At 67.8% G+C, this 24,839-nt stretch carries 21 protein-coding genes; 9 read left to right on the forward strand and 12 right to left on the reverse strand.

The genetic code is table 11. The features are described from left to right. Positions 1–25: 25 nt before the first annotated feature. The 3 genes from PSm6_RS29435 to PSm6_RS29445 form a co-directional block, all read right to left on the reverse strand. A complete protein-coding gene (locus PSm6_RS29435; protein WP_265169101.1) occupies positions 26–2,170 on the reverse strand; it encodes a 3-hydroxyacyl-CoA dehydrogenase NAD-binding domain-containing protein in 2,145 nt (714 codons plus the stop codon). A 15-nt stretch (positions 2,171–2,185) separates the two neighbouring features. Further along, a complete protein-coding gene (locus PSm6_RS29440; protein ID WP_265169103.1) occupies positions 2,186–3,391 on the reverse strand; it encodes an acetyl-CoA C-acetyltransferase in 1,206 nt (401 codons plus the stop codon). Positions 3,392–3,937: 546 nt separating this feature from the next. After that, positions 3,938–4,825: an AEC family transporter gene (locus PSm6_RS29445; protein WP_021217208.1), complete on the reverse strand. Its 888-nt coding sequence runs from the start codon at positions 4,823–4,825 to the stop codon at positions 3,938–3,940. A 120-nt stretch (positions 4,826–4,945) separates the two neighbouring features. On the opposite strand from PSm6_RS29445, the gene PSm6_RS29450 reads away from it, so the two are divergent. From PSm6_RS29450 to PSm6_RS29465, 4 genes are all read left to right on the forward strand, one after another. Then, positions 4,946–5,302: a rhodanese-like domain-containing protein gene (locus PSm6_RS29450; RefSeq protein ID WP_021217207.1), complete on the forward strand. Its 357-nt coding sequence runs from the start codon at positions 4,946–4,948 to the stop codon at positions 5,300–5,302. After that, a complete protein-coding gene (locus PSm6_RS29455) occupies positions 5,302–6,096 on the forward strand; it encodes a cytochrome c (protein WP_021217206.1) in 795 nt (264 codons plus the stop codon). Before PSm6_RS29450 ends, PSm6_RS29455 begins: the two co-directional genes overlap by 1 nt. A gap of 90 nt (positions 6,097–6,186) precedes the next feature. Beyond that, a complete protein-coding gene (locus tag PSm6_RS29460; protein WP_021217205.1) occupies positions 6,187–6,630 on the forward strand; it encodes a hypothetical protein in 444 nt (147 codons plus the stop codon). Between the two features lie 22 nt (positions 6,631–6,652). Further along, positions 6,653–9,475: a DUF4132 domain-containing protein gene (locus tag PSm6_RS29465; protein ID WP_265169107.1), complete on the forward strand. Its 2,823-nt coding sequence runs from the start codon at positions 6,653–6,655 to the stop codon at positions 9,473–9,475. A 681-nt stretch (positions 9,476–10,156) separates the two neighbouring features. On the opposite strand, the gene PSm6_RS29470 is transcribed toward PSm6_RS29465, so the two are convergent. The 4 genes from PSm6_RS29470 to PSm6_RS29485 all read right to left on the reverse strand — a co-directional run bounded on the left by PSm6_RS29470 (position 10,157) and on the right by PSm6_RS29485 (position 14,185). Then, the gene (locus PSm6_RS29470) at positions 10,157–10,888 is read right to left on the reverse strand and encodes a proteasome-type protease (RefSeq protein ID WP_021222638.1); all 732 of its coding nucleotides are present in this window, start codon (positions 10,886–10,888) and stop codon (positions 10,157–10,159) included. A 133-nt stretch (positions 10,889–11,021) separates the two neighbouring features. Further along, positions 11,022–11,825, reverse strand: a complete 804-nt coding sequence (locus tag PSm6_RS29475) for a transglutaminase family protein (RefSeq protein WP_265169108.1) — start codon at positions 11,823–11,825, stop codon at positions 11,022–11,024. After that, positions 11,822–12,772 (reverse strand): alpha-E domain-containing protein, encoded by a 951-nt coding sequence (locus PSm6_RS29480; RefSeq protein WP_021222640.1) that lies wholly within the window; start codon positions 12,770–12,772, stop codon positions 11,822–11,824. The genes PSm6_RS29475 and PSm6_RS29480 overlap by 4 nt, the downstream gene beginning before the upstream one ends. A 3-nt stretch (positions 12,773–12,775) precedes the next feature. Continuing rightward, positions 12,776–14,185, reverse strand: coding sequence for a circularly permuted type 2 ATP-grasp protein (locus tag PSm6_RS29485; protein ID WP_021222641.1), 1,410 nt, complete (start codon positions 14,183–14,185; stop codon positions 12,776–12,778). A gap of 395 nt (positions 14,186–14,580) precedes the next feature. Between PSm6_RS29485 and ydcS the strand changes: the two genes are divergently transcribed. Beyond that, positions 14,581–15,738 carry a putative ABC transporter substrate-binding protein YdcS gene (gene ydcS, locus PSm6_RS29490; protein ID WP_265169110.1) on the forward strand — a complete coding sequence of 386 codons (1,158 nt, stop codon included), beginning with the start codon at positions 14,581–14,583 and terminating at the stop codon, positions 15,736–15,738. A gap of 198 nt (positions 15,739–15,936) precedes the next feature. On the opposite strand, the gene PSm6_RS29495 is transcribed toward ydcS, so the two are convergent. The 5 genes from PSm6_RS29495 to PSm6_RS29515 all read right to left on the reverse strand — a co-directional run bounded on the left by PSm6_RS29495 (position 15,937) and on the right by PSm6_RS29515 (position 20,670). Next, positions 15,937–16,680 (reverse strand): type 1 glutamine amidotransferase, encoded by a 744-nt coding sequence (locus PSm6_RS29495; protein ID WP_021222643.1) that lies wholly within the window; start codon positions 16,678–16,680, stop codon positions 15,937–15,939. Positions 16,681–16,813: 133 nt separating this feature from the next. Further along, the gene (locus PSm6_RS29500) at positions 16,814–17,155 is read right to left on the reverse strand and encodes a ribonuclease E inhibitor RraB (RefSeq protein ID WP_021222644.1); all 342 of its coding nucleotides are present in this window, start codon (positions 17,153–17,155) and stop codon (positions 16,814–16,816) included. Positions 17,156–17,509: 354 nt separating this feature from the next. Beyond that, entirely contained in the window at positions 17,510–18,271 is a 762-nt protein-coding gene (locus tag PSm6_RS29505; protein ID WP_265169113.1) for an SDR family oxidoreductase, read from the reverse strand. Between the two features lies 1 nt (position 18,272). Beyond that, positions 18,273–19,211 (reverse strand): alpha/beta hydrolase, encoded by a 939-nt coding sequence (locus tag PSm6_RS29510; RefSeq protein WP_021222646.1) that lies wholly within the window; start codon positions 19,209–19,211, stop codon positions 18,273–18,275. Beyond that, on the reverse strand, positions 19,195–20,670 hold the full coding sequence (locus PSm6_RS29515) for a flavin-containing monooxygenase (protein ID WP_265169115.1): 1,476 nt from the start codon (positions 20,668–20,670) through the stop codon (positions 19,195–19,197). The genes PSm6_RS29510 and PSm6_RS29515 overlap by 17 nt, the downstream gene beginning before the upstream one ends. A 164-nt stretch (positions 20,671–20,834) precedes the next feature. Between PSm6_RS29515 and PSm6_RS29520 the strand changes: the two genes are divergently transcribed. The 4 genes from PSm6_RS29520 to PSm6_RS29535 all read left to right on the forward strand — a co-directional run bounded on the left by PSm6_RS29520 (position 20,835) and on the right by PSm6_RS29535 (position 24,577). Continuing rightward, positions 20,835–21,875 carry an AraC family transcriptional regulator gene (locus PSm6_RS29520; RefSeq protein ID WP_265169117.1) on the forward strand — a complete coding sequence of 347 codons (1,041 nt, stop codon included), beginning with the start codon at positions 20,835–20,837 and terminating at the stop codon, positions 21,873–21,875. Continuing rightward, complete coding sequence (locus PSm6_RS29525; RefSeq protein ID WP_265169119.1) at positions 21,872–22,216, forward strand: hypothetical protein; 345 nt, start codon at positions 21,872–21,874, stop codon at positions 22,214–22,216. Before PSm6_RS29520 ends, PSm6_RS29525 begins: the two co-directional genes overlap by 4 nt. Beyond that, positions 22,216–22,755, forward strand: a complete 540-nt coding sequence (locus PSm6_RS29530) for a GNAT family N-acetyltransferase (RefSeq protein ID WP_265169121.1) — start codon at positions 22,216–22,218, stop codon at positions 22,753–22,755. Before PSm6_RS29525 ends, PSm6_RS29530 begins: the two co-directional genes overlap by 1 nt. A gap of 505 nt (positions 22,756–23,260) precedes the next feature. After that, the gene (locus tag PSm6_RS29535) at positions 23,261–24,577 is read left to right on the forward strand and encodes an MFS family transporter (RefSeq protein ID WP_265169122.1); all 1,317 of its coding nucleotides are present in this window, start codon (positions 23,261–23,263) and stop codon (positions 24,575–24,577) included. Positions 24,578–24,839: the final 262 nt, after the last annotated feature.

The following is a 24,839-nucleotide window of genomic DNA, read 5'->3' on the forward strand; positions in this document are numbered from 1 at the left end:
GCTTTGTGTTTACACCATCAGGGAATCAGAAACCCTCTCCCTTGGCGGCCTTCTCCAGCAGCAGGGCCGGCGGCTCGAAGCGTTCGCCGTACTGCTCGGCCAGGTACTTGGCGCGGGCGACGAAGTCCTGCACGCCGTACTGGTTGATGAACTGCAGGGCGCCACCGCTCCAGGCGGCGAAACCGATGCCGAAGATCGAACCGATGTTGGCGTCGGCGGTGGAGTGCAGCACGCCCTCCTCCACGCAGCGCACGGTCTCGATGGCCTGGATGAAGAGGATGCGGTCACGCACGTCTTCCGCCGGGATCTGCTTGTCGGCCTTCTCGAAGCGCGCCTTGAGCTCCGGCCACAGGCGCTTCTTGCCGCTGGCCGGGTACTCGTAGAAGCCACCGCCGGCGGCTTTGCCGGGGCGCTTGTACTCGTTGACCATCAGGTCGATCACGGCGAAGGCCGGGTGCTGCGGCAGCGCCTTGCCTTCGGCCTTGAGGTCGGCGGCAGTCTGGTTGCGGATGTGGGTCATCAGGCTCATGGAGACCTCGTCGGAGATCGCCAGCGGGCCCACCGGCATGCCGGCCTGGCGGGTCTCGTTCTCGATCATCGCCGCCGATACGCCTTCGCCGAGCATGGCGATGCCTTCGTTGGTGAAGGTGCCGAACACCCGCGAGGTGAAGAAGCCACGGCTGTCGTTGACCACGATCGGGGTCTTCTTGATCTGCAGCACGTAGTCGAAGCCACGGGCCAGGGTCTCGTCCGTGGTCTTCTCGCCCCGGATGATCTCCACCAGCGGCATCTTGTCGACCGGGCTGAAGAAGTGCAGGCCGATGAACTTCTCCGGCTTGGCCACGGCAGCGGCCAGGCCGGTGATCGGCAACGTGGAAGTGTTGGAGGCGATCACGGCATCGGCCAGCGCATGGGTTTCAGCGGCAGCGGTGACCTTGCCCTTGAGTTCGCGGTTCTCGAACACGGCTTCGATGATCAGGTCGCAGCCTTCGAAGTCGGCGTCATCCACGGTCGGCTTGATGCGGGCGAGGAAGGCGTCGCGCTTCTCGGCGCTCATATGGCCACGGGAGACCTTCTTGTCCAGCAGGCCGGCGGAGTACGCCTTGCCCTTCTCGGCGGCTTCGATGGAGACGTCCTTGAGCACCACCTCGATGCCGGCGGCGGCAGAGACGTAGGCAATGCCCGCGCCCATCATGCCGGCGCCGAGCACGCCGACCTTCTTGGTTTCATAGCGGGCCGGCCCCTTGGGACGGGAGCTGCCGGCGTTGATCTCGTTCAGCTGGAACCAGAAGGTGCCGATCATGTTCTTCGCCACCTGGCCGGTGGTCAGCTCGGTGAAGTAGCGCGCCTCGATCAGCTGGGCGGTGTCGAAGTCCACCTGGGCGCCTTCGACGGCGGCGCACATGATCTTCTCCGGCGCCGGGAAGCAGCCCTTGGTCTTGTCGCGCAGCACGCTCGGGGCAATGGCCAGCATCTGGGCCACGGCGGGGGTCGACGGGGTGCCGCCGGGGATCTTGTAGCCCTTCACGTCCCAGGGCTGCACGGCGCTGGGGTTGGCGGCGATAAAGGCGCGAGCCTTGGCCAGCAGCTCGTCGCGGTCCTTGGCGATGTCGTGGATCAGGCCGGCCTTGAGGGCCTGGTCCGGGCGCACCTTCTTGCCTTCGGCGAGGTACGGCAGGGCCTTCTCGATACCCAGCAGGCGCACCATGCGCACCACGCCGCCGCCACCGGGGAGCAGGCCCAGGGTGACTTCCGGCAGGCCGAGCTGGACGTGGCTTTCGTCCACGGCGATGCGGTGGTGGCAGGCCAGGCAGATTTCCCAGCCGCCGCCCAGGGCCGCGCCGTTGATGGCGGCGACCACGGGCTTGCCGAGGCTTTCCAGGCGGCGCAGCTGGCCCTTGATCTTGAGGATCATCTGGTAGAAGCCGTTGGCATCGGCCTTGGTGACCTTGATCAGCTCATTGAGGTCGCCGCCGGCGAAGAAGGTCTTCTTGGCGGAGGTGACGATGACCCCGGCGATGGAATCCTTCTCGGCCTCCAGGCGGTCCACGGTGGCGCCCATGGCCTCGCGGTACACCGCGTTCATGGTGTTGGCGCTCTGGCCGGGCATGTCGATGGTCAGGACGACGATATTGTCCTGGCCCTTTTCGTAACGAATGGCGTCAGTCATTTTTATTCTCCGGCCTCAAACGCGCTCAATGATCGTGGCAATACCCATACCGCCGCCGACACACAAAGTGGCCAGGCCATAGCGCAGCTGGCGCTTCTCCAGCTCGTCGAGCAGGGTGCCGAGGATGGCGCAACCGGTGGCGCCCAGGGGGTGGCCCATGGCGATGGAGCCGCCATTGACGTTGACCTTCTCCTCCGGCACGCCCATGTCCTTCATGAACTTCATCACCACCGAGGCGAAGGCTTCGTTGACTTCGAACAGGTCGATGTCGCCCACCGCCAGGCCGGCCTTGGCCAGGGCCTTGCGGGTGGCCGGCGCCGGGCCGGTGAGCATGATGGTCGGGTCGGTGCTGGTCACCGCGGTGGCGACGATGCGCGCGCGGGGCTTGAGGCCCAGCTCCTTGCCCTTGGCAGCGGAGCCGATGAGCATGGCGGCGGCGCCGTCGACGATGCCGGAGCTGTTGCCTGGGGTGTGCACGTGCTCGATGCGCTCGACATGGCTGTACTTGCGCAGGGCGGTGGCGTCGAAGCCCATCTGGCCCATCATCTCGAAGCTCGGCTTCAGCGCGCCGAGGCCTTCGAGGGTGGATTCGCCACGGATGAACTCGTCATGGTCCAGCAGCACGATGCCGTTCTGGTCGGTGACCGGCACCAGGGATTTCTTGAACGAGCCGTCGGCGCTGGCGCGGGCGGCCTTCTGCTGGGAGCGCAGGGCGAAGGCGTCGACGTCCTGGCGGCTGAAGCCTTCGAGGGTGGCGATCAGGTCGGCACCGATGCCCTGGGGCACGAAGTTGGTGTGCAGGTTGGTTTCCGGGTCCATGGCCCAGGCACCGCCGTCGGAGCCCATGGGGATGCGCGACATGGATTCCACGCCACCGGCCACCACCAGGTCTTCGAAGCCGGAGCGCACCTTCATCGCGGCGAGGTTGACGGCTTCCAGGCCCGAGGCGCAGAAGCGGTTGATCTGCTGGCCGGAGACGGTCTCGTCCCAGTCGGCCACCAGCGCGGCGGTCTTGGCGATGTCGGCGCCCTGGTCGCCCACCGGGGTCACGCAACCGAGCACGATATCGTCGACCTGGCTGGTATCCAGCTTGTTGCGCGCTTCCAGGGCCTTGAGCAGGCCGGCGATCAGGTTGACCGGCTTGACGCTGTGCAGCGCGCCGTCCTTCTTGCCCTTGCCGCGGGGCGTGCGCACCGCGTCGTAGATATATGCTTCGGTCATGGGGTTCTCTCTTGTCGTTAGGCAGACGGGCCAGCCAGGGGCCGACCGCTGTGGGCTTACCTTAGCGGCACGCGGGCCGCACTCAATGACCGAACTGCTCAGTGCCATTGACTTCTGCGCTCAGACGAACGGTCACCTGACTCCCAGGTCAACGCGATGTGTCTGGCTCAAGGGTTGCCATCCACAGGCCCGGGGCGACCCGCGAACGGCGTTCTAAGCAGCGGGCTGTTGATCCCAAGCGTTCTAAAGGGCCGGGGAACCGGCCCCTAGAGTTGAGGTTGTCAGAGGTCGCTGCCGGGTTTTGCCGGGGCGGCTTTTTCCACCCACCGCCAAGGAGGCGGCCACGCCGACCGGCAGGCCGTTCACGCCCGACGCATGGCGCCTCCAACAAAAACAAAGGCACAAGGCTATGTTCAAACAGCCGAAAATGCGGCAAGCGAGCCTCATCGTCTTCGCCACCACCGTCATCCTCATCCTCCCCAACCTGACCCGACTGGTCAGCTGACAACGCGGGCATCGTCCTGTGCTGCGCACCGCGCCCTGCGGTCAACGCAGCGCAGGTAGCCACCAGACCAGCAACAGCGGAATGGTCACGAACGACAACAGCGTCGAACACATCACCAGGCTCGCCACCTGCTCCGGCGAACGCCCGGCGCGCACCGCCAGCAGGTAGTTGAACACCGCCACCGGCATCGCCGACTGCATCACCAGCACGCCCAGGGTCAGCGGCTCCAGCTGCAGTGCCAGGCCCACTCCCCAGCCCACGCCCGCACCGAAGAGGATGCGCAACGCCCCCTGCAGCAGGCCGCTGCCCAGGTGGCCGACGCGGATGCTGGCGAGGGACACGCCCAGGGTCAGCAGCATCAGCGGGATGGTCATGCCGCCCAGCAGCTCGATGGTGTTGGCCAGCCAGCGCGGCAGTGTCAGGTCGAAGAGGATCAGCGGAATGGCCAGGGCCAGGCTGATGACGATGGGGTTGATGAACAGCTTCTTCACCGAACGCTCGCTGCCCGAGAGCAGCAGCCCCAGGCTGAACTGCACCACCGCCAGGGCCAGGAAGAAGCCCACCGCCAGGGCCAGGCCCGGCTCGCCGAACGCGTAGAGCGCCACCGGCAGGCCCATGTTCCCGGAATTGGGGAACAGGAAGGCCGGCACCAGCACGCGCCAGTCCTGTTTCATGGCCCGGCTCAGGCCCAGGCCGATCACGCCCATCACCAGGGTGGTGAGCAGGCAGGCGATGGCGATCTGGCCGAAGGCGTGCTTGTCGATTTCCGCCTGGCTGAGGGTGGAAAGCACCAGGCTCGGCGTGCCGACGTTAAGAACCAGACGAGCGATAAAGTCTGTTGGGTAATTCTGTCCGGAGCGTGCCCAGGCATAGCCGATGCCAGCAGTGATGAGGATCGGCGCCATGACGGCGAACAGCGCGGCCAGCATGGCCCGCTCCTTAGCCCGGAGGGGCGTGGAATGACGGAAAGGCCCGATCCTAACGGCTGGCGATGACCTCCGGCAATTGTGCTAGGGTCCAAGGGTTCTTGTTTTTCAGGGAGTTACACCATGCGCAAGATGCTCGCCACACTGGCCCTTTCCCTCAGCCTTCCCGCACTCGCCGCCGATGTCGACCAGGCAGCGGCGCTGGAAGCACTGAAGCAACCGGGCGCTGTGCTGATCGACGTGCGTACGCCGGAAGAAATCGAGGCAGGAGCCTTGCCCGGTGCCCGTTACATCGGCTTCGAAGACATTGGTACGAAAATCGCGGAACTGGCACCGGACAAACACACCCCTATCGTCCTCTACTGTCGAAGCGGTCGCCGCTCCGGCATCGCCCAGGACGATCTGCGTGCCAGGGGCTACACCAATGTGCAGAATGCCGGCGGCTACACCACCCTCAAGCCGATTCTGGACACACCCTGATGCGCCACCTGCTGTTCTGCCTGCTGTTGCTGACCCCTACCCTGCACGCCGCCGAGCTGCTGCTCGAATTGCCCGGCGGCACGCAGCGCTGGGACAGCGCCAGGCTGCTGGCCCACCCCCAGGCGCGGGATATCGAAATACCCGCCGACGTCGCCTACAAACGCACCATGCATTACCGCGCCCTGCCCCTGGCAGCGTTGCTGGATGGGGTCGAACCCGGCCAGCACCTGCAGGCCGTGGCGCTGGACGGGTTCGCCGCCGAATTGCCCGCCACGCCCCTGCTCGCCAAGGATGGCGCCCGGGCCTGGCTGGCGGTGGAAGACCCGGGCAAGCCCTGGCCACCCCTGGCCAAGGGCAAGCCCAGCGCCGGGCCCTTCTACCTGGTGTGGACGGACCCGCAGGCTGGCGGCATAGGCCCGGAACAGTGGCCCTTCCAGGTGGCGAAGTTGCGCTACCTGGCTGCGGTCGCCGAGCGCTTCCCCGCGCTGCTGCCGGCGAGCGATGCAAGCGCCGACATCCAGGCCGGCTTCGCCCAGTTCCAGAAGAACTGCCTGGCCTGCCACCGCCTCAATGGCGCCGGCGATGCCCAGTTCGGCCCCGACCTCAACCTGCCCTACAACCCCACCGAATACTTCGCCGAAGGCTTCCTCCAGCGCTACATCCGCGACCCGCAGGCCATGCGTCGCTGGCCGCAAGGGCGCATGCCCGCCTTCCCGGCGGCGGTGATCGACGACGCGCAGCTGGAACAGCTGGTCGCCTACCTGCGCCACATGAGCGGCCGCAAGACGCCGTGACGGCCCTCACGGACGGTGGCGGCCGGGCTTCTCCGCCAACCGCGCCGGCGCTACGCTCTCCCACCTGAACCGCCGGCCGGGAGAGCCAGCATGAGCACCGAGCTCCACGTCGAAAGCCTGGTCCTGCGCGGGGCCCGCAACGAGGCCCTCACCCCGGACCTGAACCTGCACCTGGACGCTTCCCGGCTCACCCTGGGCGAGCTGATCCGCCGGGTGGTGCTGCATGTCGTGGCCGAACAGACCACCGAGCGCTGGCTGGACCGCCTGCAGGCCAGCAGCGGCCCCGGCTACCTCAGCGAAGAAGACATCCGCCACCAGTCCGCCCGGGGCGCCATCAAGCTGCGCACCCAGGTGCCCGGCGCCCCACGGATAGACGCCGAAGCCGAGGTGCAGCGCGCCCTGGACGGCTTCCGCCAGCGCCGCTACCGCGTCCTCCTCGACGGCCAGATGCTCCACGACCTCGACCACTCCCTCGACCTGCCCGCCCAGGCCCGGCTCACCTTCCTGCGCCTGGTCCCCCTGGTGGGTGGTTGAGCCCATGACGAACGGACTCCCCATGCAGCATTACCAAGCCGACACCCGCCAGCAGGCCCGCATCGCCCTGCTCGATGCCTTCCTCGACCGCACCCTGGATGCCCTGCCCGAGCGCGACGCCCTGCTGGCCGAAGACGGCTACCAGCACCCGTTCTGGGACGAGGTCGACGGCCTCGCCCTGGCCGATGCCTTCCTCGCCGAAGCCGGCCCCGACGGCCAGCAGGCCCTGGTGGATGCCCTGGTCTTCCCGCGCATCTGGGGCCACGACGAGACCATGCACCTCTACACCCGCCAGCGCCTGGCACAGATCGCCAGCCACGCGGGCGTCGCGGCGCACCCCGGCGCCTATGGCTTCCAGGCCCTGGAACGGCGTGTGCGGCACATGCTGACCCAGGCCTTCGAAGACAGCGACTACGCCCTGCAACCCGGCTTCAAGGCCCAGGCCCACTGGCACTACCCCACCGGCGCCTGGGTCACGCCCAACCTGGAAGACTGCCTGGCGCTGCTCGCCGGGCACCCCATCGACGGTGCCTGGCTGGACTTCGCCCAGTGGCTGCTCGGCGGCGGGTGGGACCGCCCCAGCCCCGCCGAGAACGCTGACTACCCGCGCCTCGCCGAGGTCTACCAAGGCAAGGCGACGGAGGCCATCCGGCGCTTCGCCGTGGGCCTGGCCGAGGCCGGCCGCCTGGAGGCGACCCTGCACGAGCGAGCGGTGCGTACCTGGGCCGAGAGCCTGTGCACGCTGCCGCCCCTCGTCCAAGGCGACAGCACGGGCGAGCAACGGCTCGACGCGCTCAACGCCGAGTTCGTCGATCACGCGCTGGCCCAACTGCCGGACAGCGCCACGCTGTTGCGAAGCCTGATCGATGAGCCCGGAACCTCCACTGCACACTGGCTGCTGGCCGGCGTGCGCGAACTGTCGCGCCTCGACCTGGCGCCGGACGCCCTCGAAAGACATTACGAAAACCACCTGGGCCGGGTACTGACCGCCCTGCTCGACGTCGGCCACCTGGAAAAGGGCGAAGAGGCCGAACTGGCCAAGCAGCTCGCCGGCCTACCCCGCGCCAGCCTGCTCACCGCCCTGCCCTTCAGCGGCGCGGCCAGCGAGGCCGTGCTGGACGCCCTCGGCTGGAGCGACCTGAAGCCCCTGCAGCGCCTGTACCTCGACCTGGCGCTGGCCGTCGACCACAGCGGCCGCCTGGTCGAGGACCTGCAGAGCAGCGACGACCCGGAGCTGGGCGTGGTGGACCGCCCCGCCCTGCAGGCCGCCCTGGACCAGGCCGACGCCGGGCACCTGGCCGACTACCTGGCCAGCTTCGACGGCACGCCCTGGGCCTTTCCCAATACCCGCCTGCTGCTGGACGCCTTCCGCGGCCTGGAGCGCAAGGCCCTGGAGAAGAAGCTGCAGCGCCACGCCCAGGCCGCCCTGCGCGCCTACGGCCTGCTGCCCATCAGCGGCGCGGACGAAACCCGCGAGCGCTACCTGGCCCTGAAGCGTTATCACCGCGAAGTGGAACGCTACGGCGCCGAGCGCCAGGCCAACTCCCAGGCCGCCATCCAGGCCGGCCTGGAGAACCTCGCCCGCACCGCCGGCTATGGTGACGCCACCCGGCTGGAGTGGGCGATGGAAGCGGAGATCGCCGAGCAGACCCCGGACCGCCTGCACCTGGACGGCTACGACCTGTGGCTGGAGTTGCAGGGCCTCAACCCGGTCATGGTCGCCAGCAAGGGCGGCAAGCGCCTGAAGTCGGTACCCGCCGCCCTGCGCAAGCACGAAGGCCTGGCCGAGCTGAAGACCTTGCAGGCCCGCATGAAGGACCAGATCCGCCGCTTCCGCCTGACCCTGGAAGCCATGATGGCACGGGGCGAGGCCCTGGAGCCGGCGCAGCTGCGCCAGCTGTTGCGCATGCCGGCGGCGCGCCTGCTGCTGGACCACCTGGTGCTGCGCGACGGTGACGGCCAACTGGGCTGGCTGGACGGCGACGCCTTCACCCTTTGCCCCCTGGCGGGACCGGCCCGTGCCATCGACGGCCCGCTGCTGATCGCCCACCCCCTGCACCTGTTCGAAGCCGGGGCGCTCTCCGCCTGGCAGCAGGCCCTGGTGGCCCAGCGCCGGGTGCAGCCGTTCAAGCAGGTATTCCGCGAGCTGTACCTGCTGACCCCGGCCGAGCGGGAGAACGGCCTGAAGTCCCTGCGCTTCGCCGGCCATGTGCTGCGCAGCGCCGTGGCTGCGCGCCTGCTGCGGGCCCGGGGCTGGACCACCCACGATGGCGAGGAAGTGTTCCGCAACTGGGGCCAGGGCCTGTACGCCTTCCTCAACTTCCCCGATGCGCAGCGCTACCTGCCCCTGACCGAGGCCATCACCCTGCGGGAGGTGGAGTTCGTCCACGACCGCGCCGCCCTGCCGCTGGAGGAGGTGCCGCCGCTGCTGTTCTCCGAAACCCTGCGCGACGCCGACCTGATCGTCTCGGTGGCCTTCACCGGCGAGACCGCCAGCCACGCCGGCAGCGCCGAGACCATCCAGCGCCGTGCCGAACTGGTGCAGGCGCTGGTGGCCGACCTGGGGCTGGCCAACGTGCGCTGCGAAGGCCACCACGCCCACATCACCGGCAGCCGCGCACGCTACCGGCTGCACCTGGGCAGCGGGGTCATCCACATCGAGCCGGGCAACTACCTGTGCATCGTCCCTGCTGGCAAACCGGCGGATGACCTCTACCTGCCCTTCGCCGACAGCGATGCACGCACCAGCGAGATCATCAGCAAGCTGTTCCTGCTGCTGGACGACGGGGCGATCGACGACCCCAGCATCCTCGAACAGATCCGCCGCAGCGCGGTGCCGGCCTAGGGACGGGCGCAACCCGTAGGAGCGAATTCATTCGCGATAAAGCCGGCACCCTGCCCGCCCCTTTCGCGGCTGAAGCCGCTCCCACAGCCGGTGCCGTAGGTTGGCGCCGAGCGCAGCGAGGCCCAACAGAGTGATGTTCGGCCTGGCAACCCTGTAGGGGCGAATTCATTGGCTCTGTCTGCGTTAAGTGTTGCTAGAGGATTTGAGTCCAGCTGATTGCCGAGCTCTGGTGATGTTTCTGGTTTCGCCCCCCCGGGCGAGTCCCTTTTTTCAATCGCCAAAAAAGGAACCAAAAGGGCTTGCCCCATCATCCGGCCCGACTGCGTCGGGTTCCCTCACTCCATCGTCGCTATCGGGGGCCGGCGCGATGGGCCATCCATGGCCTGGCGCGCCTCTCGCGGCATCCATGCCGCTCGTCCCCCGGCGCAACGACTGCGTTCGGCCTCCTGGAGGGGCGTTGGCAGCTGCTCCAACTTTCTTCGTCCAGCGCATCACCACGTGGTGCGCACAGGCTTTCGTAGGATGGTGTAGAGCGAAGCGAAACCCATGCGGTGAAGGTGGCACAAACCCTCAAGCGCCCGGAAAGTACCGTGCTTGAGCGCCTGCATTAAAACCACAACAGCTAACGCCGACAGAGCCAATTCATTCGCCCGCTCTTTCGCGCCGCCCGTGACCTCGCCGTCAGACGTTGTACGCCGCCGGCGGCGCCGGTAGCTTCTCCAGCACCTCGTGCAGGCCGGCGGCCCATTGGCGGCGCACGCCTTCGTAGTACTCGTCGTCTTCGGTGACGCGGTAGCCGGCGGGGAGGATCAGGCTGTCGGTGTGGTAGACCAGCAGGTCCAGCGGCATGCCCACCGAGAGGTTACTGCGGATGGTGGAGTCGAAGGAGACCAGCGCGCAGCGCAGTGCCTCCTCCAGGCTGGTGTCGTGCTTGAGGTTGCGATCGAGGATCGGCTTGCCGTACTTGCTCTCCCCCAGTTGCAGGAAGGGCGTGTCCTCGGTGGCCTGGATGAAGTTGCCCTGCGGGTAGATGCTGTACAGCGCGGGCGGCTGGCCGGCGATCTGCCCGCCGACCAGGAAGGAGCAGGTCAGGTCGGTGTTGCCCGCCAGCGGCGCGCCGTCGCGGGCGACCACTTCGCGGATGGTCTCGGCGACCAGGGCGGTGGCGTCGTAGAGCGTGGGCACGCTGTCGAGGTTCACCAGGGTGCTGCCCAGGCGCTGCTTGAGCAGGTTGACCACCGATTGCGAGGTGGCCAGGTTGCCCGCCGTCTGCAGCACGATCAGGCGTTCGCCCGGCGTGCCGAAGGTGAAGAGCTTGCGGAAGGTGGCGATGTGGTCGATGCCCGCGTTGGTGCGCGAATCGGAAACGAACACCAGGCCATCGGCAAGGTGCATGGCGACGCAGTAGGTCATGGTTCTCTCCCGTTTTTATATGCCCCCCGCCTCCCCCGCGCCTTGCGCTTCGGCATCACCGGCCCGTGCCTGCCGGGATGGCAGGCGGGCAGTCGAATGACCGGTGATGCGGCGAGAAGTCCTGTGACGCGTGTTACTGCTGTTCCTGGACCATCAGCAACGGCGGTACGGCGACATCCGCACGTGCGTGCATCTGCTCGCCGCCGCCACGGCGCATGCCGCGCACCGGGCAGGCGTCCAGGTAGTCCAGGCCGACGGCGAGCTTGAGGTGGCGCTCCGGGCGGGACAGACGGTTGGTGACGTCGAAGCTGTACCAGGCATCGCCCAGCCAGGCCTCCGCCCAGGCGTGGCTGACCAGGTGGGCGTTGTTCTCCTTGTACAGGTAGCCGGAGACGAAGCGCGCCGGCACGCCGAGGGTGCGGGCGCAGGCGAGGAAGGCGTGGGTATGGTCCTGGCAAACCCCCGCGCGACCGGCGAAGGCCTCGGCGGCGGTGCTGTCCACGGCGGTGACGCCGGTCTGGTAGTCGATGTGCTCGTGCAGCGCGTCCATCAGGGTGATCAGGCCGCTGCGCTCTGGCCGCAGCTGGCAGTGGGTGTGGGCGAAGGCACGCAATGCCTCGTCCGCCGCAGTCAGGCGGGTGGAGCGCAGGAAGGGCAGCGCCGAGAGCTTGTCGTGCTCGACCTCGCTGTGCTCGTCGATCTCCACCTGGCCACGGGCGCCGATGACGATGGCCTCGTGGGGTTCATCCAGGGTCAGCACGTGGAGGATGTTGCCGTAGGGGTCGATCTGCGCGCGCACCGGGCGTGGCAGGTCGAGCTGCCAGCTGAGGATGTGCTGGCGCTCGCTGTCGTGGGGCGTCAGGCGCAGGTACTGGATGCTCGCGCGAACCTGGTCGTCGTAGCGATAGGTGGTTTCGTGGCGGATGGACAGTTTCATACGGCCTCCAGATAAGAGCTGTGGATCGCTCTGGCCAATTGGCGAACCAGCAGAATGAAGTCGGTGAGCCAGCCGTGCAGGCCCTCACCGAGGATCTCGTCGATGCTCGTGTAGCGCAGGCGTGCATCCAGCTCGGCGGCCAGGCGCTGGGCCGGCCGGCCGTTCTCGCCGGGCAGGCTGGAGAGAATCAGGTTGAGCTCCTCCATGCAGGCCCGCAGGGAGCGCGGCACATCGGGGCGCAGCAACAGCAGCTCGGACACCTGGCGCGCACCGGGCGAGCCACGGAAGACTTCCGTGTACGCCTCGAAGGACGACAGCGCGCGGAGCAAGGCGCTCCACTGGTAGTAGCCACGTGCGGACGTATCGCTGACCTCCTCCGCCTCCTCGCCGAGCATCTCGTAGCGTGCATCGAGCAGGCGCAGCGTATTGTCCGCCCGTTCTATGAAGGTTCCGAGACGGATGAAGCGGTAGGGGTCGTGGCGCATGATGGTGCCGAAGGTGGCGCCGCGGAACAGGTGCGAACGCTCCTTGACCCACTCGCAGAAGCGCTTGATGCCATAGCGCCCCAGGCCCTCGCCGGCGATGCCGCGCATCTCCAGCCAGGTGGCGTTGATGTTCTCCCACATGTCGGCGGTGATGCGGCCGCGCACGGCATGGGCGTTGGTACGGGCGGCCCCCAGGCAGCTGTAGATGCTCGCCGGGTTCTCCGCATCGAGGGCAAAGAAGTGCAGCATGCGCTCGGCGTGCAGCTGGCCGTGGCGGGTCAGGTAGGCGTCCAGGGTGCCGGTGATCAGCAGCGGCATGGCCAGCTCTTCCAGGCCATCGCCACGGCCGTCCTGGGGCATCAGCGACAGCGAGTAGCTCACATCGAGCATGCGCGCGAGGTTCTCGGCGCGTTCCAGGTAGCGCGACATCCAGTACAGATCGGAGGCAGTACGGCTCAGCACGGGTCAGTCCTCCACGATCCAGGTGTCTTTGGTACCGCCGCCCTGCGACGAGTTGACCACCAGCGAGCCTTCGCGTAGCGCGACGCGCGTCAGGCCGCCGGGCACCAGGCGCGTTTCGCGGCCGGAGAGGACGAACGGGCGCAGGTCGATATGCCGCGGGGCGATGCCCTTCTCGACGAAGGTCGGGCAGGTGGAGAGGCTCAGCGTGGGCTGGGCGATGTAGGCCTCCGGGCGCGCCTTGAGGCGTTCGCGGAAGGCTTCGATCTCGGCCTTGGTGGCGGCCGGGCCGACCAGCATGCCGTAGCCGCCGGAGCCCTGGGTTTCCTTCACCACCAGTTCCGGCAGGTTGGCCAGCACATGGGACAGCTCCTCGGGCTTGCGGCACTGCCAGGTGGGCACGTTGGCGAGGATGGGTTCCTCGTCCAGGTAGAAGCGGATCATGTCGCCGACATAGGGGTAGACCGACTTGTCGTCCGCCACCCCGGTGCCGATGGCGTTGGCCAGCACTACGTTGCCGGAGCGGTAGGCCGCCAGCAGGCCGGGCACGCCGAGCATGGAATCCGGGTTGAAAGCCAGCGGGTCAAGGAAGGCATCGTCGAGGCGGCGGTAGATTACGTCCACCGGCTGCGGGCCGGAGGTGGTACGCATGTAGACGCGGTCGTCGCGGACGAACAGGTCGGCGCCCTCGACCAGTTCCACGCCCATCTCGCGGGCAAGGAAGGCGTGCTCGAAGTAGGCGCTGTTGAAGCGCCCCGGGGTGAGCACCACGACGCTGGGGTTATCCAGCGGGCTGGAGCTCTTGAGGGTCTCCAGCAGCAGGTTCGGGTAGTGGTCGATGGGGGCTACGCGCTGGGCCGAGAACAGCTCGGGGAACAGGCGCATCATCATCTTGCGGTCTTCCAGCATGTAGCTGACGCCGCTGGGGGTGCGCAGGTTGTCTTCGAGCACGTAGTAGGTGCCATCGCCGTCGCGCACCAGGTCCACGCCGGCGATATGGGCGTAGATGTCGCGGTGCAGGTCCAGGCCCTGCATGGCGATCTGGTAGCCCTCGTTGGCCAGCACCTGCTCGGCCGGGACGATGCCCGCCTTGATGATGCGCTGGCCGTGGTAGAGGTCGGCGAGGAACATGTTCAGCGCCTTGACGCGCTGGATGCAGCCGCGTTCGACGACGCGCCACTCGCTCATGGGGATGGAGCGGGGAATGGTGTCGAAGGGGATCAGGCGCTCGGTGCCCTGCTCGTCCCCGTAGAGGGTGAAGGTGATGCCTGCCCTATGGAACAGTAGGTCGGCTTCGCGCCGCCTCTGGGCAAGCAGTTCCTCGGGGGTATCGGCCAACCAGCGGGCGAATTCCCGGTAATGCGGACGGCAGTCGCCGTTCGCGTCATACATTTCGTCAAAAAAGGTGCGGGCCATGCCGGACTCCTTGTCACCACCGACCATCTTGCAGTCGCAAGCCTCGTGCCAGCGACTCAACCCTATACGTATCAATGAGTTGCACACGGACTTCAGTTCCGACGCACTGCGATGGTGCAGCTTCGGAAGCGGAACGGGTGCCACCGCCCCGTTTGGCGGCGATACGGATTAGGACGGGGAGCTGCGCGTACTTGTTCCCTAATTCTTCGCTTGTCGCGAATGCGCCCACGCAAGCAGTCTAGGACACGCCCGCGCGCCTGCCCGGCGCCATCGGTAACCGCGCTTGTCAGGCCACAGGCCCCGAACTACGCTGCCTTGAGCACCTCCCGCCTCAAGGCCCGCCCCTCCGGCGTCCGCCTCCCAGGCTCCGCCCGCAGCTGCAACAGGAGTCGACCATGCCTTTCATCCGGACCACCCTCCCGGCCTTCGCCTGCGCCAGCCTGTTGCTCAGCGGCGCGCTGCAGGCCGCCGAACCCCTGAAGCAACTCGGCGAGGGCGAAGGCGCGCTCGACATCATTGCCTGGCCCGGCTACATCGAGCGCGGCGAAACCGACAAGGCCTACGACTGGGTCACCGCCTTCGAGAAGGACAGCGGCTGCAAGGTCAACGTGAAGACCGCCGCCACCTCCGACGAGATGGTCAGCCTGATGGCCAAGGGCGGCTACGACCTGGTCACCGCCTCGGGCGATGCCTCCCTGCGCCTGGTGGCGGGCAAGCGCGTGCAGCCGATCAACGTCGCGCTGATCCCCAACTGGAAGAACCTCGACGACCGGCTCAAGGACGCCCCCTGGCACAGCGTGGCCGGGCAGCACTTCGGCACGCCCTACCAGTGGGGGCCGAACGTGCTGATGTACAACACCCAGGTGTTCCCCAAGGCGCCAACCAGCTGGAAGGTGGTGTTCGAGGAAACCACCCTGCCCGACGGCAAGAGCAACAAGGGCCGCGTGCAGGCCTATGACGGCCCCATCTACATCGCCGACGCCGCCCTTTACCTGCGCACCACCCGGCCCGAACTGGGCATCGGCGACCCCTATGCGCTGAACGAAGAGCAGTACGCCACCGTGATCGCCCTGCTGCGCGGCCAGCAGCCGCTGATCCACCGCTACTGGCACGACGCGACGGTGCAGATGAGCGACTTCAAGAACGAAGGCGTGGTCGCCTCGGGCTCCTGGCCCTACCAGGTCAACGCCCTGCGCGGCGACAAGCAGCCCATCGCCTCGACCATTCCCGTGGAAGGCTCCACCGGCTGGGCCGACACCACCATGCTGCACGCCGAGGCCAAGCACCCCAACTGCGCCTACAAGTGGATGAACTGGTCCCTGGAGCCCAAGGTACAGGGCGATGTGGCCGCCTGGTTCGGCTCGGTGCCGGCGGCGCCCAAGGGCTGCAGCGGCAGCGAGCTGCTCGGCGCCGGCGGCTGCGCCACCAACGGCTACGACCAGTTCGACAAGATCGCCTTCTGGAAGACACCCCAGGCCAAGTGCGGCGACGGGCAGTGTGTGCCCTACAGCCGCTGGACCCAGGACTACATCGCGATCATGGGTGGGCGTTAGCGTTCACGCCCACAAGAGCGGCGGCGCTGCGCACCGCTTGGCGAATGAATTCGCCCCTACAGGGTCTGCGCCTGATGTAGGTCGGGTGCAACCCGACAATGGTGCGTAACGCTGCGGGTTTCACCCGCTCTACGCACTGGAGCGCGAAGCACTCGACGCCCTGCCGTAGGGTGGGCTTCAGCCCACCGGAACCCAACGCTAGGCGCTCAGCGCGGGGGCCATGCGCAGGGGCTGATCCTGGAAGGCCAGGTCCAGCCAGCGGCGGTAGAACCCCTCCGCTACCCCGTGCAGCGCCTCCACCTTGGCCGGCAGGTCGGTGAGCATGCGGCCCTTGGCCTGCTGGCTGGGCTGGGTCTCGTCGAGCAGGTGGGCCCAGTCGGTCAGCCACAGCTGCACCAGCTCCTCGGTCATTTCCGGGTGGCCTTGCAGGGCCAGCACCTTGTCGCCCCAGGCGAAGCCCTGGTTCGGGCACCAGGGGCTGTCGAACAACCATTGGGCGCCGCTGGGCAGGTCGAAGGTGTCGCTGTGCCACTGGTAGACCGGGAACTGCATGGGCAGGTGCGCCACCCAGGGGTTGCCCACTGCCAGTGCGCGTTTCTCCAGGGGCTGCCAGCCGATCTCGGTGTAGGGCATGCGGTGCACCGCGGCACCCAGGGCCCGCGCCAGCAATTGGCCGCCGAGGCAGTGGCCGATGATGGGGATGTCCCGCGCGATGAAATGCCGCAGTGCTTCGATTTCTGCCTCGATCCAGGGCAGTGGGTCGTTCACGCTCATCGGCCCGCCCATCACTGCTACCGCTTTCGGGCGGTCGAGGTCGTAGCCCTGCAACTCGCCCTGGTCCACGCGCAGCACCGTGAATGCCCGCTGCTCCGCGTCCAGCAGGCTTGCGAGGTGGCCGGGCGGGCAGAAATCCGCGTGGGTAAGAATCAGGATATCGGTCATGTGAACCCTCCGTTTCCGCAGTCTGAGGCAAAGCCCGTGCCGAGGTCGAGTCAGGAAAATGTAAGTTTTCCGACTGCGGAAACGACACCGGCCAGCACATGGCTGGCCGGTGATTGCACAAGGGAACGGGAATTCAGCGCGCGGGCGCCGCCAATTCCTGGGTCACGCCCCATCCATCCAGGGTTCCGCCCAGTGGTACGACCAGCTCCTCCAGGTCGTGCTCGAAATCACCGATACCGGAATGGGTGGCATACATGACCTTGCTCACCTGCAGGTGCCAGGCCCCGTCGTCACGGGGGGAAACCTGGGCATTCAACCACTCGCCACTGAATTTTCGCGCCGCCATCCGGGCCCGGTCCTCGTCGGGGAAGATGGCGTAGAACTCGATGGGGTGCACACGGGCGAAATCGAAACCGCCCTCTTTCATGCGGCGCAGAACATTGCTGCTGACGTCATCGTGGAAGGTTGTGCTCATGGTTACGACCTCCTCTCTGGCGATTGATGAGTTTCGCTTGTAGACGGCCGAAGGATTCGGCCTCGCGACGCCCGGCGGCGCCGCCACGGGGCTGCCCCACGGACATGGGACAGGGCCCTGGCCAGGCCCGCGAAAGCGGAACCGGCCGCTGCTTCAGCTCACGCACAACGATCTACTGCATCAGAATGCAGGGTAGCGTCAGCTCGGCCGGTCTGCCCGCCGGGGAGCGAATTTTCCCGCCCCCGGCACGACGGGCGGCACGGGAATGGCGCCGGGCGAGCGCGCCATAGAACCTCACCCCGCGCCCATTCGCCGGGCTTATCGCCAACCCGGCGTGCAGGGCCTCAGCGCCCCCTATTCCCGGCTCAACCAGCCCATGATCAGCCGGCTGATCCAGGGCGGCGACATCTGCCCGGACCAGTACATCAGCTTGAACAGCGCACTGATGGGCCGGTGCACGGCGGCGCCGTGGGCCTGCTGCCAGGCCGCCGCGGCGATGTCCTCGGCCTTGAGGTTGACCCCCAGGCGGCGCAGGGTCGGCGGCTCGAAGCGCTGGCTCTCGACCATGGGCGTGCGCACGAAGGGCGGCATCAGGTCGCCGACACGGATGCCATGGCGGCGCCACTCCAGCTCCAGGCCCTCGGTGAAACCGCGCACGGCGAACTTGGAGGCGGAGTAGCTGGCCATGTGCGGCGTGCCGTAGAGCCCCGATGCCGAGCCCATGTTGATGACCTGGGCGTCGGCGGTGGCCTTGAGGTAGGGAAAGGCCGCGTGGGTCATCTGCACCAGGCCCAGCACGTTCACCGCGAGGATGCGCGCGTGCTCGGCCATGTCGATCGCCTCGAAGTGGCCGAAACGCAGCAACCCCGCGCAGTTGAACAGCAACCGCAGCTGGCCGTCGTGACGCCCGCAGAAGTCCGCCAGGGCGCCTTCGACGGCGGCCAGGTCGGTGACGTCCAGGGCCTGGTACCAGAGCCCGCCCAGCTCGGCGGAGAGTTCCTCCAGGGGCTGCGGGGCGATGTCCAGCAGGCCCACCGTCCAGCCCTTCTCGTGGAACAGCCGCGCGGTGGCCCGGCCGATGCCGGAGGCGGCCCCGGTGATGAGGATGTTGTGCATTTCAGACCCCCTCGCCGCTGCGGGCACGGATGAAGGCGAGAATGCTGGCCAGCGCCTGGTCGGCGGCCCGCAGCATGCCGGCGTGGGCCTGGAACACGTGCCACAGGCCGGGGTAGCGCTCCAGGCGCACCGGCACCCCGGCGGCCCTCGCCGCCTCCGCCAAGCGCAGGCTGTCGTTGAGCAGCAACTCGTCCTCGCCCACCTGCACCAGGATCGGCGGCAGGCCGGCCAGGTCGGCGTAGATCGGTGACAGGCCGGGGTCGCGGCGGTCCAGCCCCGCCGGGGCGTAGAGGCTGATGGCCTGCTCCATCCACAGCGGGTTGAGCAGCGGATCGCCCGCCGGCGGCTGGTGCATCTGCTCGCCACTGAAATCGGTGACCGGCGACAGCAGCACCAGCCCTGCCGGCTGTGGCAGCCCCTGGCGCGCCAGCTCCAGGGCGGTGATCAGGCTGAGGTTGCCACCGGCGGAGTCTCCGCCGATGAAGATGCGCTCGCTGGCGTAGCCCTGGGCCAGCAGCGCACGGTAGGCGGCCACGGCATCCTGGCGGGCGGCGGGGAACGGGTGCTCGGGCGCCAGGCGATAGTCCAGCGCGCAGACGGCCAACCCGCCCCGCCGCGCCAGGGTGGCGGTGATGGCGCGATGAGTGGAGGCGGCGCCAATCAAGAAGGCGCCGCCGTGCAGGTAGAGCAGCACGCTGCCGTTGTCCTGCGCCGGGCGGTGCCATTCACAGGGCACGCCGCCGAGGCTGTCGCGGCTGCGGGTGACACCGCGCATCGACACGGGCGTGGCCGTGAGCGCGCGGATCACCGCCCGCTGCCCGGCGATGGGCATCGGCGGGCGCACCAGGCCCCGGAACAGCACCCGCAAGCCCCCGCGCAGCACCGCACGCAGCAGCGGCTGGCCGGCATCCGGGGCGGTGAAGTCAACGGACGCATTCATAGTGGTCGAGCTCCGGTTGGCGGGTCTGTTGGCGGTAGGTCAGGGTGAAGCCGGGCCAGTTGTTGGTGTTGCGGCCATCGGCGGTCTTGTACCAGCTGTTGCAGCCGCGCTCCCACACGGTATGGCGCACGGCGTGCTGCAGCTTGTCGTTGAAGCGACGCTGCACCTCGGGCTTGAGGTCCATGTAGCGCAGCCCGTCGCGCTTCAGCGCGCGCAGGCAGCCGAGCACGTAGGCGAACTGGCTCTCCAGCATGTAGAGGATGGAGTTGTGCCCCAGGTTGGTGTTCGGCCCATAGAGGATGAACAGGTTGGGGAAGCCGCTGACGCTGATGCCCAGATAGGCTTCGGCGCCCTCGCGCCAGGCCTCGTTGAGGTCGCGCCCACCAAGCCCCTGGATGCTCATGGGGGCGAGGAAGTCGGTGGCGGCGAAACCGGTGCCGTAGATGATCGCGTCGACTTCGCGCTCGCGACCATCGGCGGTGAGCACGCCGCGCTCGCTGATGCCGGCGATGGCCTGGTCCACCACCTCGACGTTGTCCTGGGCCAGGGCCGGGTAGAAATCGTTGGAGATGAGGATGCGCTTGCAACCCAGCGGGTAGTCCGGCTGCAGGCGCCGGCGCAGCTCGGGGTCGCGGATGCCCCGTGCCAGATGCAGGTGGAAGCTCAGGCGCATCACCTTCATCAGCGGCGGGAACACGGTGAAGGCCAGGGCCCGCGCCTCGTGCTGCACGTACTTGAGCAGGCGGTCGAGCTTCTGCAGCGCCGGCAGGCGCTTCATCAGCGCCAGCTCCCAGGGGCGGTAGGCGCGGTCGGGCTTGGCGATCACATAGGCGGCCGAGCGCTGGAACAGGTGCAGCTGCGCCACCTTGCGGGCGATCTGCGGTACGAACTGGATGGCGCTGGCACCGGTGCCGATCACCGCCACGCGCTTGCCGGCCAGGTCGTAGTCATGGTTCCAGCGCGCCGAGTGGAACACCTCGCCGGTGAAGTTCTCGATGCCGGGCAGGCGCGGCACCGCCGGGCGGTTCAGCTGGCCGCAGGCACTGACCAGGGCCTGGGCGCTGAAGTGCTCGCCCGCCGTGGTCTCCACCCGCCACAGCGCGGCCGCCTCGTCGAAACGCGCCCCGGCCACTTCGGTGGCGAAGCGGATGCGCCGGCGCAGGCCGTGGCGCTCGGCGCACTGCTGCTGGTAGGCGTGGATCTCCGCCTGGGGCGCGAACTTGCGCGACCAGTCGAGCTTGGGCTCGAAGGAGAAGGAGTAGAGGTGCGAAGGCACGTCGCAGGCCGCGCCGGGGTAGGTGTTGTCGCGCCAGGTACCGCCCAGGTCGTCGGCCTTTTCGAGGATGAGGAAATCCTCGATGCCGCATTGCTGCAGGCGGATGGCCAGGCCGAGGCCGCCGAAACCTGCCCCGATGATCAGCACGCGCAGAGGCGCCGGGTGCTGGGGATTGTTGTTCATTGTTATCTCCCATGTTCGCCGCAACCGCCGGGGACCAGGCCAGCCAGCGTGCGGATGAACGGATGCTAATGCGCGGCGGCGCACGCTGTTTATGGCATCATCGGACAGCGAATTGTGCTTTTCGGACAGAAGCCCCCGTTCAACCGCCCAGGACCGCGACCACCATGCACCACACCGCCCACTGGCCACCCCGCCGCAGCGCCATCAGCGTGCAGTTGCTCACCCAGTTCGGCCTCGACCACGGCCTGTCCGTGGAACGCTGCCTGGCCGGCACCGGCCTGGACTGGAACGCCCTGGCCGACCCCGGCGCCGAGGTCAACGCCGACCAGGAGCTGGCCCTGGTGCGCAACATCGTCCAGGCGCTGGGGCACATCCCCGGCATCGGCCTCAAGGCCGGCCGCCGCTACCACCTCAGCACCTATGGCATCTGGGGCTTCGCCCTGCTCAGCAGCCCCACCTACCGCAGCGCCGCCGAACTGGGCCTGCGCTACCTGGACCTGACCTATGCCTTTCACAGCATGCGCCTGGAAGAACACAACGATGAAGCGCACCTGGTGCTCGAAGGGCGCGGCCTGCCCGAGGACCTGCGCGGCTTCCTGCTGGAGCGCGACATTTCCGGCGCCCTCAGCGTGCAGCGCGACCTGAACAACGCCGACCTGCCGCTGACCCGCGTCAGCCTGGCCCTGCCCGAGCCGGCCGACCCCACGCCCTACCGCGAGCTGCTGGGGGTGACGCCGAGCTTCGCCGCAGCGGAGAACCACATGGTCTTCGCCCGCGCCCTGCTCGACCTGCCGCTGCCTGGCGCCAACCCCCAGGTGGCGCAGCAGTGCGAGGCCCAGTGCAAGGCACTGCTGGCCCGCCGCCGGGTGCGTGCCGGGCTCGCCGGGCGCATCCGCGATCGCCTGCTGTCGCAGCCCGGCCAGGTGCCGGACATGGAGCGCATCGCCACCGAACTGCACATGACCTCGCGCACCCTGCGCCGCCGCCTGGACGCCGAGGGCACCTCCTTCCGCCAGCTGCAGGAAGAGGTGCGCAATGCCCTGGCCGAGGAACTGCTGGCCGCCGATGGCATCCGACTGGAAGAGATCGCCGAACGCCTCGGCTATGGCGAGCTGTCCAACTTCATCCATGCTTTCAAGCGCTGGAAGGGCATCACGTCCGGCCAGTACCGCAGCCAACTCCAGCCCCGGAACGCCCTTTCATGAGATACGCCCTCGCCCTGCCCCTGCTGCTCGCCGCCGGCCCGCTGCTGGCCCAGACCCTGGAAACCCCCGGCTACCGCATCGAGATCATCGACCAGTGCGAGGAAGGCACGGTCGGCTGCGACAACGTGCTCTACCGCGGCACCAGCAAGAAGAGCGGCAACACCCTGGAACTCAAGGGCCGCCAGCTGATGCGCATGTGCGCCGACGGCGTCACCCCCTGCCACTCCCTGGGCTACGAGTTCAACAACGGCGACACCCATTACTTCGTCAGCGAGGACGGCCACCTGAGCGTGACCCGGGGCGAGCGCACCCTGGTGGACCAGCAAGGGGAGTGGCGTTGATGGGCCAGGCCGACGACTACGCCGTGGTACCCGCCGAGCCGCGCCACCTGGCAGCCCTGGCCGAGATCGAACGCGCCGCCGCCAGCCTGTTCCCCGAACAGGCCATCCCCGCGCTGCTGCGCGAACAGACCGTGCCCCAGGCGCTGCTGGCCCAGGGGCAGGCCGAGGGCCGCCTGTGGGTGGCCCAGGACGAAGGCGGCATCGCCGCGGGCTTCGCCCTGGTGGAGGTGCTCGGTGGCATCGCGCTGCTGGCGGAGCTGGACGTGCTGCCCGCCCTGGGCCGCCGTGGCATCGGCCGCCGCCTGATTGCCGCCGCCCGCGACTGGGCCGAGGCACGCGGCCACGAAGCGCTGTACCTGACCACCTTCGCCGACCTGCCGTGGAACGCGCCCTACTACGCCCGCCTCGGCTTCCGCCCGCTGGAGGAAGCCGAGCTGCACGACGAGCTGATCCGCCGTCTCAGGGAAGAACAGGCTTTCGGCCTGGCCGACCGGGTGGCCATGCAACTGCGCCTCGGCCCGGTGATCCCCGCCCCGTAGGATGGTGTAGAGCGCAGCGAAACCCATCGGTCCCAGCCCTACCCCACACCCACGTCATCAGCCCCCCAGCATGGGTTTCGCCAAGCTCTACCCATCCTACGTACCCCGAACACCACGCCCGCCCGCAGGATGGCGTACAGCGCAGCGAAACCCATCGTTCCCAGCCCTATCCCACACCCAAGTCATCAGCCACCACAGCATGGGTTTCGCCAAGCTCTACCCATCCTACGTACCCCGCACGCCACGCCCGTCCGCAGGATGGCGTAGAGCGCAGTGAAACCCATCGATCCAAGGCCCAAGCCCACACCAGCGCCACCGGTACAGTCCGGGAGCCCCCGCCCACGACCCGCCCTGCGGTCATTGCGTTTCCGCCCGAGCGGGGCTTGGCTGATATCAGGACGCCGCAACATTTTGTGACATCGGCAGTCAATCCAATGGACAGGCCCGGCCCGCTTCCGCTCGAGGACGCGGGCCGGAACTCATTCCAGAACGAGTGCCACGCCCCATGAGCAGTACGACCGAACACCTCGAGAGCCCCCATCCGCACTACAGCTTCGAAGAACGCCGCAAACGCGTGTTCGCCATAGTCGGCGCCTCTTCCGGCAACCTGGTGGAATGGTTCGACTTCTACGTCTACGCCTTCTGCTCCATCTATTTCGCCCCGGCCTTCTTCCCCTCCGACGACCCGACCGTGCAGTTGCTGAACACCGCCGGCGTGTTCGCCGCCGGCTTCCTCATGCGCCCCATCGGCGGCTGGCTGTTCGGTCGCGTGGCCGACAAATACGGGCGCAAGGTCTCGATGATGATCTCGGTGCTGATGATGTGCGCCGGCTCCCTGGCCATCGCCTTCATGCCCACCTACGCCAGCATCGGCGCCCTGGCCCCGGCGCTGCTGCTGGTGGCGCGCTTGTTCCAGGGGCTGTCGGTGGGTGGCGAGTACGGCACCACGGCCACCTACATGAGCGAGGTGGCGCTGAAGGGCCAGCGCGGCTTCTTCGCCTCCTTCCAGTATGTGACCCTGATCGGCGGCCAACTGCTGGCGGTGCTGGTGGTGGTGATCCTGCAGCAGTTGCTGAGCGAGGACGAGCTGCGCGCCTGGGGCTGGCGCATTCCCTTCGTGATCGGCGCGGCGACGGCGGTGATCGCCTTCTACCTGCGTCGCTCGCTGAACGAAACCGCCCGCGAGGACCAGCTGCACAACGAGGAATCCGGCAGCCTGGGCCACCTGTTCCGCCACCACAAGCGCGCCTTCATCACCGTGCTCGGCTACACCGCCGGCGGCTCGCTGATCTTCTACACCTTCACCACCTACATGCAGAAATACCTGGTCAACAGCGCCGGCATGACCACCAAGACCGCCAGTGCCGTGATGACCTGCGCGCTGTTCGTCTACATGCTCATGCAACCGCTGTTCGGCGCTCTCTCCGACCGCATCGGCCGGCGCACCTCGATGCTCTGGTTCGGCGCCCTCGGTGCGCTGTGCACCTGGCCCATCCTCACCGCACTCAAGGGCGTGCAGAGCCCCTACATCGCCTTCGCGCTGATCATCCTCGCCCTGGCCATCGTCAGCCTCTACACCTCCATCAGCGGGCTGGTGAAGGCCGAGATGTTCCCCCCGGAAGTCCGCGCCCTGGGCGTCGGCCTGGCCTACGCGGTGGCCAACGCCATCTTCGGCGGCTCGGCGGAATACGCGGCCCTGGGACTGAAATCCATCGGCATGGAGGAGACCTTCTACTGGTACGTCTCGGCGATGATGGTGGTGGCCTTCCTCTTCAGCCTGCGGCTGCCGAAACAGGCGAGCTACCTGCATCACGATCTGTAGGGGCCCCATCGTGGGAGCGAATTCATTCGCGAATGGGCACCCTGCCACGGCCTTCGCGGTTGAAACCGCTCCCACGGAAGAAGCCCCCAGCCCGTAGGTCGGGTGCAACCCGACATTGTCCGTGCACCTGGATCGCGGGTTTCACCCGCCCTACGACTGCCCACATCAGGGCAACGCCGTTGGGCGAATGAATTCGCCCCTACAGGTTGTGTGCTGCAACGGCGTCCTTCGCGAGCCCATTTCGCGGTTGAAACCGCTCCCA

Origin of the sequence: Pseudomonas solani (assembly GCF_026072635.1) — a bacterium.
GTDB lineage: Bacteria > Pseudomonadota > Gammaproteobacteria > Pseudomonadales > Pseudomonadaceae > Metapseudomonas > Metapseudomonas solani.